Source organism: Streptomyces sp. CB02058 (assembly GCF_001905505.1).
Taxonomy (GTDB): Bacteria; Actinomycetota; Actinomycetes; order Streptomycetales; family Streptomycetaceae; genus Streptomyces.
Map to the genome: position 1 here is coordinate 667,518 of NZ_LIPG01000001.1, position 12,596 is coordinate 680,113.

General features: G+C 71.0%; 10 protein-coding genes. 7 read left to right on the forward strand and 3 right to left on the reverse strand.

Annotated elements, in window-relative coordinates; all coding sequences use genetic code 11:
- Nucleotides 1-48: 48 nt before the first annotated feature.
- From AMK10_RS03250 to deoC, 3 genes are read right to left on the reverse strand one after another with little or no spacing between them, the layout of a single operon-like run.
- Nucleotides 49-945 (reverse strand): aldehyde dehydrogenase family protein, encoded by an 897-nt coding sequence (locus AMK10_RS03250; RefSeq protein WP_073744514.1) that lies wholly within the window; start codon nucleotides 943-945, stop codon nucleotides 49-51.
- The gene (locus AMK10_RS03255; RefSeq protein WP_073744515.1) at nucleotides 938-2,374 is read right to left on the reverse strand and encodes an aldehyde dehydrogenase family protein; all 1,437 of its coding nucleotides are present in this window, start codon (nucleotides 2,372-2,374) and stop codon (nucleotides 938-940) included. Before AMK10_RS03255 ends, AMK10_RS03250 begins: the two co-directional genes overlap by 8 nt.
- 5 nt (nucleotides 2,375-2,379) lie before the next feature.
- Complete coding sequence (gene deoC / locus AMK10_RS03260; RefSeq protein WP_073744516.1) at nucleotides 2,380-3,327, reverse strand: deoxyribose-phosphate aldolase; 948 nt, start codon at nucleotides 3,325-3,327, stop codon at nucleotides 2,380-2,382.
- 124 nt (nucleotides 3,328-3,451) lie between these two features.
- Here deoC and AMK10_RS03265 point away from each other — a divergent pair, with 124 nt between their 5' ends.
- From AMK10_RS03265 to AMK10_RS03295, 7 genes are all read left to right on the forward strand, one after another.
- Entirely contained in the window at nucleotides 3,452-4,090 is a 639-nt protein-coding gene (locus AMK10_RS03265) for a PH domain-containing protein (protein WP_073744517.1), read from the forward strand.
- A gap of 177 nt (nucleotides 4,091-4,267) precedes the next feature.
- Nucleotides 4,268-4,648, forward strand: coding sequence for a hypothetical protein (locus AMK10_RS03270; protein WP_073744518.1), 381 nt, complete (start codon nucleotides 4,268-4,270; stop codon nucleotides 4,646-4,648).
- A 64-nt stretch (nucleotides 4,649-4,712) separates the two neighbouring features.
- Entirely contained in the window at nucleotides 4,713-5,735 is a 1,023-nt protein-coding gene (gene pstC / locus AMK10_RS03275) for a phosphate ABC transporter permease subunit PstC (protein WP_073746003.1), read from the forward strand.
- Between the two features lie 50 nt (nucleotides 5,736-5,785).
- On the forward strand, nucleotides 5,786-7,105 hold the full coding sequence (gene pstA, locus AMK10_RS03280) for a phosphate ABC transporter permease PstA (protein ID WP_079180598.1): 1,320 nt from the start codon (nucleotides 5,786-5,788) through the stop codon (nucleotides 7,103-7,105).
- Nucleotides 7,102-8,826, forward strand: coding sequence for a phosphate ABC transporter substrate-binding protein PstS (gene pstS / locus AMK10_RS38455; protein ID WP_274535324.1), 1,725 nt, complete (start codon nucleotides 7,102-7,104; stop codon nucleotides 8,824-8,826). The genes pstA and pstS overlap by 4 nt, the downstream gene beginning before the upstream one ends.
- A complete protein-coding gene (locus tag AMK10_RS03290) occupies nucleotides 8,823-11,315 on the forward strand; it encodes a hypothetical protein (RefSeq protein WP_143194938.1) in 2,493 nt (830 codons plus the stop codon). Before pstS ends, AMK10_RS03290 begins: the two co-directional genes overlap by 4 nt.
- Before the next feature lie 249 nt (nucleotides 11,316-11,564).
- Nucleotides 11,565-12,482 (forward strand): hypothetical protein, encoded by a 918-nt coding sequence (locus AMK10_RS03295; protein WP_073744520.1) that lies wholly within the window; start codon nucleotides 11,565-11,567, stop codon nucleotides 12,480-12,482.
- The last annotated feature ends 114 nt before the right edge of the window (nucleotides 12,483-12,596 follow it).

The window sequence follows — 12,596 nt, forward strand, 5'->3', positions numbered from 1 at the left end:
CGGGTGCGGGGCCGCCCCTTCCGGACGGCCCCGCACCCGTGCGACGGGTCAGTACGAGGAGCCGGAGGCTCCCAGGGCGCCCGTGGGGTGCCAGACCGTCTTCGTCTCCAGGAAGGCCGTCAGGCGCAGGGTGCCGGGATCGGCGGACCAGTCGGCCGTGTCCACAGCCTGTGGACGCAGGACGCGCTTCAGATTGTCCGCCGCCGCGATCTCCAGCTCCTTCGCGAGACCGGCGTCCGCGCCCGTGAGGTCGATGGCGTTGACGTCCTGGTGGGACGCCAGCGGGGCCGCGAGCTCCGCCGTGCTTCCCGACAGGATGTTGACCACACCGCCCGGCAGGTCCGAGGTCGCCAGGACCTCGCCCAGCGAGAGCGCGGGCAGCGGCGCACCGGCCGATGCGACGACGACCGCCGTGTTGCCCGTGGCGATCACCGGGGCGATCACCGAGACCAGGCCGAGGAACGAGGACTCCTGCGGCGCCAGGACGGCCACCACACCCGTCGGCTCCGGGGTCGAGAGATTGAAGAACGGACCCGCGACGGGGTTCGCCCCGCCCACGATCTGGCCGATCTTGTCGGTCCAGCCCGCGTACCAGACCCAGCGGTCCACCGCCGCGTCGACGACGGCCGCGGCCTTGGACTTCGAGAGCCCCTCGGCGTCGGCGACCTCGCGCACGAACTGCTCGCGGCGGCCCTCCAGCATCTCCGCGACGCGGTAGAGGATCTGGCCGCGGTTGTACGCCGTCGCGCCCGACCAGCCGCCGAACGCCTTGCGCGCGGCCACGACCGCGTCACGCGCGTCCTTGCGGGAGGACTGCGGGGCGTTCGCCAGCCACTTGCCCTTCGAGTCCGTCACCTCGTACACCCGGCCGCTCTCGGAGCGGGGGAACTTGCCCCCGACGTACAGCTTGTAGGTCTTGAAGACGCTCAGTCGCCCGTCAGACATCGAGGTAGGCCTCCAGACCGTGACGGCCGCCCTCGCGGCCGAAGCCCGACTCCTTGTATCCGCCGAACGGCGAGGTCGGGTCGAACTTGTTGAACGTGTTGGCCCAGACGACACCCGCGCGGAGCTTGTTCGCCACCGCGAGGATGCGGGAGCCCTTCTCCGTCCAGATGCCCGCCGACAGGCCGTACTGGCTGTTATTGGCCTTGGCGACGGCCTCGTCCGGCGTGCGGAAGGTCAGCACCGAAAGCACCGGGCCGAAGATCTCGTCGCGGGCGACGGTGTGTGCCTGCGTGACGTCGGTGAAGAGCGTCGGGGCGAACCAGTAGCCCGAGGAGGGCAGTTCGCACGGCGCCGTCCAGCGCTCCGCGCCCTCCGCCTCGCCGGTCTCGACGAGCGCGGTGATCCGGGAGAGCTGCTCCGCGGAGTTGATCGCGCCGATGTCGGTGTTCTTGTCCAGCGGGTCGCCCAGGCGGAGCGTGGACAGCCGGCGCTTGAGGGAGTGCAGCACCTCGTCGCGCACCGACTCCTGCACGAGGAGCCGCGAGCCCGCGCAGCAGACCTGGCCCTGGTTGAAGAAGATGCCGGTGACGATGCCCTCGACGGCCTGGTCGACGGGCGCGTCGTCGAAGACGATGTTGGCGCCCTTGCCGCCCAGTTCGAGCGTGGCCTTCTTGTCGGTGCCCGCGATCTGCCGGGCGATGGCCTTGCCGACGGCGGTCGATCCCGTGAAGGCGACCTTGTTCACGTCCGGGTGCTCGACGAGGGCCGAGCCCGCGTCGCCGTACCCCGTCAGGATGTTGACGACACCCTTGGGCAGACCGGCCTGGCGGCAGATGTCGGCGAAGAACAGCGCGGAGAGCGGAGTCGTCTCCGCCGGCTTCAGCACCACGGTGTTGCCGGTGGCGAGCGCCGGGGCGATCTTCCAGGCCAGCATCAGCAGCGGGAAGTTCCACGGGATGATCTGGCCGGCCACGCCGAGCGGGCGCGGGTTCGCGCCGTAGCCTGCGTGGTCCAGCTTGTCGGCCCATCCCGCGTAGTAGAAGAAGTGCGCGGCGACCAGCGGGAGGTCCGCGTCACGCGTCTCCCGGATGGGCTTGCCGTTGTCCAGGGTCTCCAGGACGGCGAGCTCACGGCTGCGCTCCTGGATGATCCGGGCGATCCGGAACAGGTACTTGGCGCGCTCGGAGCCGGGCAGCGCCGACCACTTCTCGAACGCCCTGCGGGCCGCCTTCACGGCCCGGTCCACGTCCTCGGTGCCAGCCCGCGCAACCTCGGAGAGCACCTCCTCGGTGGAGGGGCTGACCGTCTTGAAGACCTGTCCGTCGGCGGCCTCGGTGAACTCGCCGTCGATGAACAGACCGTAGGAGGGGGCGATGTCGACGACGGAGCGGGACTCCGGAGCCGGTGCGTACTCGAATGCAGATGCCATGGGGATCAGTCCACCGTCACGTAATCGGGGCCGGAGTAACGGCCGGTGCTGAGCTTCTGGCGCTGCATCAGCAGGTCGTTCAGCAGGCTGGAGGCGCCGAAGCGGAACCAGTGGTTGTCCAGCCAGTCCTCGCCCGCCGTCTCGTTCACCAGGACGAGGAACTTGATCGCGTCCTTGGAGGTACGGATGCCGCCGGCGGGCTTCACACCGATCTGGACGCCCGTCTGCTCACGGAAGTCGCGCACGGCCTCCAGCATCAGCAGGGTGTTCGCCGGGGTCGCGTTGGTCCCGACCTTGCCGGTCGAGGTCTTGATGAAGTCCGCGCCCGCCAGCATCCCGAGCCAGGAGGCCCGCCGGATGTTGTCGTACGTGGAGAGCTCGCCGGTCTCGAAGATCACCTTGAGCCGCGCGGAGCCGCACTCGGCCTTCACGGCGAGGATCTCCTCGTAGACCTTCAGATAGCGGCCGGAGAGGAAGGCCCCGCGGTCGATCACCATGTCGATCTCGTCGGCCCCGGCCGCCACGGCGTCGCGGACGTCCGCGAGCTTGACGTCCAGCGCGGCACGTCCGGCGGGGAAGGCCGTCGCGACGGACGCCACCTTCACCCCGGAGCCGGCCAGCGCCGCCGCGGCGGTCGCCGCCATGTCGGGGTAGACGCAGACCGCGGCGGTGCGCGGGGTCGTGCGGTCGGTCGGGTCGGGGTTGACCGCCTTGGCGGCGAGGGCCCGGACCTTGCCCGGGGTGTCCGCGCCTTCCAGCGTCGTCAGGTCGATCATCGAGATGGCGAGATCGATGGCGTACGCCTTGGCCGTCGTCTTGATCGAACGGGTTCCGAGGGAGGCGGCGCGCGCTTCGAGGCCGACGGCGTCGACGCCGGGCAACCCGAAGAGGAAGCGGCGCAGCGCACTGTCGGACGCGGTCGCGTCGGCGAATGCGGGAGCAGTGGTGGGCATGGTCACCACATGAGCATATCTACGCGCGTAGCGACCTGTACAGGGCCCTGCCCGTTTCGGGCCTTCCACAGGACGGGCAAGGCCGCGCCCCGCCCACCGCCCCGCTTCAGGCAGAATCGGGACCATGACGAGCCCCACACCCCCCTCCGAGCCCGCCTACGCCGACCGGACGTTCCGGTCGGGTGCCGGCCTGGTCAGCGGCATCCTGCTGATCCTGCTGGTCGGCTGGATCGGTGGCGACGCGGTGTTCCAGGGCAGGGGATGGGTGCCGTGGCTGGCGCTGGCCTCGCTGCTCATGGTGGTCCCGCTGATCGTCGCGTTCACGCTGCGGCCGGCGGTCTTCGCCGACGAGGAGCGCATCCGCATCCGCAACCCGTTCCGCACGATCGTGCTGCCCTGGAGCGACGTCTCCACCGTGCGCGCGGCGTACTCCAGCGAGATCTTCACCCACGCCGGTGCGAAGTATCAGCTGTGGGCGGTCCCGGTCTCGCTGCGCGAGCGCAAGCGGGCGGCCAGGAGGGCCGGCCAGCAGGCCCACGACGATCCGTACGGCCGGACGTCCGTGCACGCCGACGTCCGCGACTCCCAGGCCCGCGCGGCGGCGGCCGACCGGACCGTGAACGACCTGCGGGAGCTGGCCGAGCGGGCCGCCGCCCGCAAGGAGCCGGGCACCACCACCGCGTCCGTGCGCTGGGCGTACGAGGTGATCGCCCCGGCCGTGGTCGGCGCGGTGCTGCTCGTGGTGCTGCTCGCGATCGGCTGACGGTCTCCGCCCCACCGGGGGAGTACGCGGTGGCCGGATGTATGGCGGGTGCCCAAGGGGCTACATCGCGATGAAAACCGACCGCACGGCTTTTTTACGCACGCGTGATTCACAGCCGCCTCAATAGATTGCGCTTGCCGCACCGACGTCCGGACGGGGCGGCGGGGGTGGGGCGAGATGACGGGTGCCGATGGTGCCGGCAGAGCGGAAGCGGGCAGAGTCCGCTGCCGGATCGACCTGGACGGGGACGGCCGGTACGGCTGGCGGATGATCGCGCAGAACGGGCGCGTGGTGGCCGTGTCGGCCCACGCGTTCCAGGACTACGGAGGATGCCGGGACGCCTTCGAGGAGCTGCGGACCGGGTTCGGGCAGCAGGCGGGCGCGGTCCAGCACACACCGTCCGGTAACGGCTGGATGTGGGTGCTGAGGACGGCGGACGGCCGGGCCACGGCGGTCTCGGCACGGGCGTACGAGCGTCACTCGACCTGCCGGACGGCCTATGAGCGGTTCCTCACGCTGCTCGGCGGGACCCGCGATGTCACCGGAAGTTGTCCGTAGGAGGCCCCTCGTTCACATCGGGGGGCTCACCGGTTCATCGCTCCCCCCGAGCGTCATCCGGGTGATGATGCGAACGCAGGAGCGGGAACCGCTCGCAGAGGAGCCCGGAGGCGAGACCGACGCGCCCCGGCGGCTGCACGCGGACCCCGGAATACCCGACCGGGCGTTCCGTACGGTGGCGCGCGGCGGCGGCGGGCTCGTGCTGGCCGTCATGCTGCTGGTCGGCGGATTCCTCCTCTACCGGGCCTGGCAGGCGCTGGAACGCGCCGGCTGGTCCTTCCTCACGACGGAGACGTGGGAACCCGACGCCGGACGGTTCGGCATCGCGGCGGTCCTCATCGGCACGGTCCTGATCGCCCTGACGGCGATCGTGGTGGCCGTACCGCTGGCCCTGGGTGCCGCCCTCTACATCTCCGAGTACGCGCCGCCCCGGCTGCGCCGCACCCTGATCAGCGTCGTGGACCTGATGGCGGCCGTCCCGTCCGTGGTCTACGGGCTGTGGGGGCTCTTCTTCTTCGAGGGGGCGGTGCTGCCCACGGCCCGGTGGATCGCCACCTACCTGGGCTGGTTCCCGCTCTTCCGGGTGGAGGGGGCGGACCCGTCCGACCCGCTCGCCCCGGAGACCGTCTACACCTCGTCGACCCTCGTGGCGGGCATCGTCGTCGCCCTGATGGTCGCGCCGATCATCTGCTCGGTCATGCGGGAGGTCTTCTCCCAGGCGCCGGCGGGCGAGCGGGAGGGCGCCTACGCCCTGGGCGCCACCCGCTGGGGCATGATCCGCAGCGTCGTCCTGCCCTTCGGCAAGGGCGGCATGATCGGCGGCACCATGCTCGGCCTCGGCCGCGCGCTCGGCGAGACCATCGCCGTCTACCTGATCATCTCGCCCGTCTTCGAGATCCAGTGGCACGTCCTGCAGAACGGTGCCAGCTCGGTGGCCGCGCTGATCGCCCTGCGCTACGGCGAGTCCAGTCCCTTCGGGATGTCCGCGCTGATGGCCGCGGGGCTCGCGCTGTTCCTCCTCACGCTCGTCGTCAACTTCGCCGCCTCGTCGATCGTCGCCCGCAGCCGCTCCGGCGCCTCCACCTAGGCCGTACAGCACCCCGATCCGACTGCCACGCCCCAGGGACACCGCCTGCCATGACACTTGCTCCCGAACCACCCCCGAGAACCGCCGGCGACCGGCCCGTTCCCGAGTGGAACGCCAGGCCCGCGCCGGGCGGCACATCCGCTCCGGCCGGCCCTCCCGCCCCGCGCACCGTGCTGCCCGTACCCGCCGCGGGCAGGGGGACGGAGGAGCGGCGCTCCCTGGCGGCGACCAGGGTCTCCGACCGGTTCGCCCTGCTGGGAGCCGCCGCGGCGGCGCTGAGCGTGACCGGGCTGCTCTTCGGGCGGATGCTCCCCTTCGACGGCGCGGTCGGCTTCGCCGTCGTCGCGTACGTGCTCTTCCTCGGGATCTACGCCCTGCTGGTCTCCTTCGACGAGGACGGGCCCGTGATCCGGGACCGGCTGGCCGGGGTCCTCGTCCGCACCATGGGCCTGATCCTGCTCGTCGCCCTGGCCTTCGTGATCGCCTTCACCCTCTGGCGGGGCCGGGAGGCGCTGCCCCACACCAACTTCTTCACCCAGGACATGCAGCTGGCGGGCCCGCTCGACGGGCTCGGCGTCGGCGGGGTGCTGCACGCCATCGTCGGCACCCTCCAGCAGATCTCGCTGGCGCTCGTGGTGACCGTCCCCGCGGGGCTGGTCTGCGCGGTCTTCCTCAACGAGGTCCCCGGCCGGTTCGCCCGCTTCGTACGCACCATCGTCGAGGCGATGACCGCGCTCCCCTCGATCGTGGCCGGCCTGTTCGTCTACGCGACCGTCATCCTCGCCATCGGCTTCGACAAGTCCGGCCTCGCGGCGTCCCTCGCGCTCGCCGTGATGATGCTGCCGATCATCATCCGGGCCGCCGACGTCGTGATCCGGCTCGTGCCCGGCAACCTCCGCGAGGCGTCGTACGCGCTGGGCACCTCGCGCTGGCGCACCGTCCGGCACGTGGTGCTGCCCACCGCGCGCTCCGGACTCACCACTTCTGTCATCCTCGGCACCGCCCGCGGGGTGGGCGAGACCTCGCCGGTCCTGCTCACCGCGGGCTTCACCGCCGAGCTCAACGCCGACCCGCTCTCCGGCCCCCAGGTCTCGCTGCCGCTGGCCACCTTCGAGTTCGTCAAGTCGCCCGAACCCGACATGATCGCCCGCGGGTTCGGCACGGCCGCCACCCTGATGGCCCTCGTGCTGCTCCTCTTCGTGATCGCCCGGATCATCGGCGGCCGCGACCCTGGACAGCTCACCAAGGGGCAGACCCACCGCAGGGTGCTCGCCTCCCGCCGCGACGCCGAGCGCTTCGCGCGCCGCGCCGCGGCCCGTACCTCTCCCGCACAGCCGCACTCCGACACCATCACCAGGAGTACTCCGTGAGACCCGTGACCCTGTCCCGGCTCGCCATGGGGCTGGCCGCGCTGCTCTGCGCGCTGCTCGCCGCCGGCCAGCCGCCCGCCCGGGCGGCCTCGTACAGCAAGATCACCGGCGCCGGGTCGACCTGGAGCTCCAACGCCCTCGACCAGTGGCGCCGCAACGTCGCCTCCAACCTCGGGATGACCGTCAACTTCGCGGCCACCGGATCCTCCAACGGCCGTGAGCAGTTCAAGAACGGCACCGCCGACTTCGCGGTCTCCGAGATCCCCTACGGGCTCAAGGAAGGCGGCGTCACCGACGCCCCGCCGACCCACGAGTACGCGTACATGCCGATCGTGGCCGGTGGTACGGCCTTCATGTACAACCTCAAGATCGGCGGCAAGCGGGTCACCAACCTGCGCCTCTCCGGCGATGTGCTCGCCAAGATCTTCACCTCGAAGATCACCCGGTGGAACGCCGCGGAGATCAAGGCCGACAACCCCGGACTCACCCTTCCCAGCCGGGCGATCGTCCCCGTGGTGCGGTCCGACGGTTCGGGCACCTCGGCGCAGTTCACCACCTGGCTGGCGAAGGAGCACGGCTCCACCTGGAACGACTTCTGCCGCAAGGCCGGACGGTCCACGCCCTGCGGGATGACGTCCTACTTCCCGACCGCCTCGGGCACCTCGCAGATCGCCAAGTCGGGCTCCCTGGGCGTCTCGGGCTACGTACGGCAGAACCACGCCGAGGGCGCCATCACCTACGTCGAGTACTCCTACGCCCTCAAGGCGGGCTTCCCCGTCGCGAAGGTGCTCAACGCCTCGAACTACTACGTCGAGCCGACCGCCGCCAGTGTCGCCGTGGGGCTGATGGGGGCGCGGATCAACTCCGACAAGGGCTCCAGCAACTACCTCACACAGATCCTCGACGGCGTCTACCGGTCGCAGGACGACCGGACCTACCCCCTGTCCAGCTACAGCTACATGATCGTGCCGACCTCGCTGGACGGGGCCAAGAACCCGCTGACCGAGGCGAAGGGCGCGACCCTGGCCGCGTTCTCCAACTACTTCCTCTGCGACGGCCAGCAGCAGGCCGAGGAGCTCGGCTACTCGCCGCTGCCCAAGAACCTCGTCCAGGCGGGCTTCGACCAGGTGCGGCGCATCCCCGGCGCGCCCGCCGGGAAGATGAACATCAACGACTGCCGCAACCCCACCTTCTCCTCGGACGGCAGCAACACCCTCGCCAGGAACGCGCCCCAGCCGAAGTCCTGCGACAAGAAGGGCCCGACGCAGTGCGCCACCGGCACCGCGGGCGCCAAGCAGACCACCCCGGTCAGCCAGAACGCCACCGGCGGCGGCTCCGGGGGCTCCGCCGGCACCTCGGGCAGCGGCGGCTCCGCCACCGGCGGCTCCGGCGGCCAGGGAAGCGCCGGAGCGACCGGCGGGGGCGCGGACACCGACGGCGACGGCACCCCGGACGCCCAGGAGTCCGCCGCCGACGCGGGCGGCGTGTCCGGCCCAGGCGCGATCGACCCGGACACCGGTGAGGTGATCAACGACGGATCGGCCGGGGACTCCTCGGTCGTCGCGAGCCCCGTCAGCCTCGCCGCGGACGACGCGCTCGGCCTCAGAGGAGCGCTGATGATCCTCTCCGCCCTGCTCCTGGCCGGCGTGGTCGTCGGCCCCCCGCTCACCGCCCGCGCCCTCGCCGCACGGGCCGCCCGCCGCAGAGGAGACCTGACATGAGAGGCGTACGCGGCCCCGTGGGCGTCCGCTCGCACCCGGGAAGACGGACCGCGGCGGGGATCGGGGCACTCCTGCTCGCCCTCGTCGTCGCCCTGGTGCCGCTGCCGCCGGCGGCGGACCGTGCCGAGGCGGCCGAGACGGACAGCTCGGCGATGACGCTGCCCGGCACGAAGGGACCGTACGACGACTTCTCCTCGCTCCGGGTGACCGTCCATCAGACGGAGCACCTGCGGAACCAGGGGCTGGAGGTGAGCTGGACCGGTGGGAAGCCGACCCCCGACGACTCCACGCTCGCCAACTTCATCCAGGTGATGCAGTGCTGGGGCGACGACCCCGCGGGCCCGCGGCGTGAGCAGTGCGTCTTCGGGTTCAACCAGCCCGGCGGTGAGTCCCTCGACACCTGGAACCGACGGCTCGTGGCCGGCTCGGACCCGGGGGAGACCGAGTACACCCAGGACAGCGGCAACTTCTCGCCGTTCGTGCCGTTCCGTCCGGTCGAGGGAGATCCCACCGACTCCGAGAGCGACACGACCTACTTCGGGCCGAACGACACCAACGCGGAGTCGATGCTGAAGACCGGTGTGGACGGCACCGGTTCGGCGATCTTCGAGGTGCACACGGCACTCCAGGCCCCCCACCTGGGATGCGGCGCCGTCGACGCGGCGGCGGGGGACGGCGCACCGCGCTCCTGCTGGCTGGTCGTCGTGCCGCGAGGGGAGTACGAGATCGAGGGGGACCGCAACGGGAAGCTGAACACGTCCCCGCTGAGCCGGAGCAACTGGGACCGGCGCCTCGTGTTCCCCCTGGGCTTCGACGCGGTCGGCGACACCTGCGAACCGGACAAGGCCGAGCGCAGGATCATCGGTTCGGAACTCCTGACCGACGCCATGTCCTCCTGGCAGAGCGTCCTGTGCGCCGGCGGGAACACCCGCTTCAGCTTCACCCAGGCGGGCGAGGACCGCGCCCGCGCGGCCGTCACCCAGCCCTCCGACTCCTCGCCCGGACTGGCCGTCACGATCGATCCCGTCGAACCGGTCGACGGAGCGGCGGCCGTGGTGCACGCGCCCCTGGCGGTGAGCGGGCTCGCCCTCGGATTCCTCTGGGAGGACTCGGGAAAGGAGGTGGAATGGGTACGTGACCTGAGGATGACCCCGCGCCTGCTCGCCAAACTTCTCACCCAGTCGTACGTCACCGGAATCAGATTCTGGAGCGTGGACACGGGGGGACCGCCCGACCATCTGGCCGGAAATCCCGAATCGATGCTCAGAGACCCGGAGTTCCTGGCGCTGAATCCGGTCATGGAAGGCCGTGCGGAGAGGTCGGCCCCGTACGGGATCGTTCTCCCCGGGGAGAACTCCGACACGAGCCGCATCCTGTGGCGCTACCTCCAGTCGGACAAGGACGCGCGGGAATTCCTGGAAGGAAAGGAAGATCCGTGGGGCATGAAGATCAACCCGTACTACACGGATCTGGCCCTCGGTGCCGAAGCCCCCGACTACTTTCCCAAGGCCGACCCCACCGAGACACGCATCGACGGGTCGAACGGCATATCTGCGCTGTACACGGGAGCGGAGGTCGTCCCCTACGCCGAGAACCTCCACGACGGAGCGCAGCGGGTACGGCGCGGCTACAGCGGACAGACCACCGATGTCAGCCTCTGTCAGGAGTGCGCCACCGGCGGCAAGCTGACCGGTGAGCGCCGGGGGCAGGGCAGCAGGCGGGTCATGGGCCTCTCGGACGCCGCCTCCGCCGACCGCCTCCGGCTGGACGTCGTCGCCCTGCCCAACGCCGACGGGGAGTTCGTCAGGCCCACCAACGCCTCGCTGCTCAGGGCGGTGGCCACGATGAAGGATTCCGCGGTGCCCGGCGTGAAGGCCCCGGACCCCGCGCGGGCCACCGACGGCGCCTACCCCCTCACCGCCGTGGCCTACGCGGCCGGATCGGTGGACCGGCCGGAGGCGGAACGCCAGGACTACGCCCGGATGATCCGCTACGCGGCCGGCGCCGGACAGACCCAGGGCATGGTCCCGGGCCAGCTGCCGCACGGATACGCCCCCCTGCCCGCGCAGATGCGTGAACAGGCGGTACGGGCGGCGGCGGCCCTGGAGAAGGGTGTCGTCGCAGAGCCCACCGGGAGTCCGGGGACGACCGGGGGCGTCGCAGCCGGTACGGGAGGGGGCGACGGGGCCGGGGCGGCAGGGGCCCTGCCGGAGACCGGCGCCGCCGGAGCGGGGCTGTCGGGCGGCTCGGGAACACAGGGCGACGAGGCGTCGGCCGAGCCGGAAGGCGCAAGTTCCTCGGGGGCCTCGGCGGCCGGCACGGGCCAGGAGAAGACGGTCGCCGCCTCCGGCGGCCTGACCCCGGCCGACATCCTCGGGGCTGTCCGCTGGGTGCTGCTCGGCGTGCTGGTGGCCGGAGCGGCGGCGGCTCTGGCCGGCCCGGTGATGCTGCGCCTGTCGGCACGCAAGGCGGCTGCGGCGGCGGACTGAGCGGCACCGCCACCCGATCCCCCGGAATTCCGGAACGGGACTCCGGGGGATTTCCATGGCACTTCGAAAATCTCCTTGGTGTCGCCTAGGAAATCGGTTCGTAACCTGATCAGAAACTGGACTTGGTGGTCGGGGCGGAGTGGGTACGGAATGGTTTGCGGTGGCCGGACGGATACCGGACGGCCGGGAATTCGAATTGTTCGTGCGCGTCCATTGCTTGTGTTTCGTCCTTGATGGAGGAGAACAGAAATGAACGTCAAGACCAGTGTTCGTATCGGGGCCGTCGCGGGTGCCGCCGCCCTGGGCCTCGGAATCATGTCCCCCGTCGCCTCGGCCGACCCGGCCCCCGGCGACTACCGGGTCCTCGCCGGCGTCGGCTCGGACACCACTCAGGACGTGGGCAACGGCCTGGGCGAGTCCATCGACGGCGGCACGCTGATCGCCTCGTACGACGCGACCGGCAGCAGCACCGTCAAGACCCGCGCCACCGGCTGCACCATCAACCGCCCGAACGGTTCCTCGGCCGGTATCACCGCCCTGAACAACGCCGTCGACAACGCCACCGGCTGTATCGACTTCGCCCGTTCCTCGCGCGGCCCGGCCACCTCCGGCACCGACCTGACCTTCGTCCCGTTCGCCCAGGACCAGGTGACCGTCGCCGTGCGCGGTGACAGCGCCCTGAACAACAACCTGGACCTCACCGCGGCCCAGCTCAAGGCCGTCTACGAGTGCACGACGACCACCCTGAACGGTGTCACGCTGACCCCGCTGCTGCCCCAGAGCGGCTCCGGCACGCGTTCCTTCTTCCTCAGCTCGATCGGCAACCCGACCCTCGGCACCTGCGTCGGCACCATGCAGGAGCACAACGGTGTCGAGCTGGACTCCGCCGGTGACATCGCGCCCTACTCCGTCGCCCAGTACAACGCCCAGGTCAACGGTGCCGTCACCGACCGCCACGGCGCCACGGTGCTCGGGAAGATCGGCGGGGGCCGGATCAGCCGCGACGTCTACAACGTCGTGCCCACCTCCAAGCTCACCGACTCCGTGATCGCCTCGACGTTCGTCGGCTCCGGCTCCAAGGTCTGCGCCGAGACCGACGTCATCGAGTACTACGGCTTCACCCTCGCCCCCAACTGCGGAGCGACCACGCTCAAGGGTGAGAACTGATCACTCGCACCCCGTAACCCACGACAGCCGGGCACCCCTTGGGGTGCCCGGCCCCACGGCGTATCCGGACACGACAACCACCCCAGGGGGGACACGCACATGAACGGCCCGGCA

Bases quoted from the DNA above. Each gene is read 5' to 3' on its own strand.
- AMK10_RS03250 (WP_073744514.1), bottom strand. From the start codon at position 945: ATGTCTGACGGGCGACTGAGCGTCTTCAAGACCTACAAGCTGTACGTC.
- AMK10_RS03255 (WP_073744515.1), bottom strand. From the start codon at position 2,374: ATGGCATCTGCATTCGAGTACGCACCGGCTCCGGAGTCCCGCTCCGTC.
- deoC (WP_073744516.1), bottom strand. From the start codon at position 3,327: ATGCCCACCACTGCTCCCGCATTCGCCGACGCGACCGCGTCCGACAGT.
- AMK10_RS03265 (WP_073744517.1), top strand. From the start codon at position 3,452: ATGACGAGCCCCACACCCCCCTCCGAGCCCGCCTACGCCGACCGGACG.
- AMK10_RS03270 (WP_073744518.1), top strand. From the start codon at position 4,268: ATGACGGGTGCCGATGGTGCCGGCAGAGCGGAAGCGGGCAGAGTCCGC.
- pstC (WP_073746003.1), top strand. From the start codon at position 4,713: ATGATGCGAACGCAGGAGCGGGAACCGCTCGCAGAGGAGCCCGGAGGC.
- pstA (WP_079180598.1), top strand. From the start codon at position 5,786: ATGACACTTGCTCCCGAACCACCCCCGAGAACCGCCGGCGACCGGCCC.
- AMK10_RS03290 (WP_143194938.1), top strand. From the start codon at position 8,823: ATGAGAGGCGTACGCGGCCCCGTGGGCGTCCGCTCGCACCCGGGAAGA.
- AMK10_RS03295 (WP_073744520.1), top strand. From the start codon at position 11,565: ATGAACGTCAAGACCAGTGTTCGTATCGGGGCCGTCGCGGGTGCCGCC.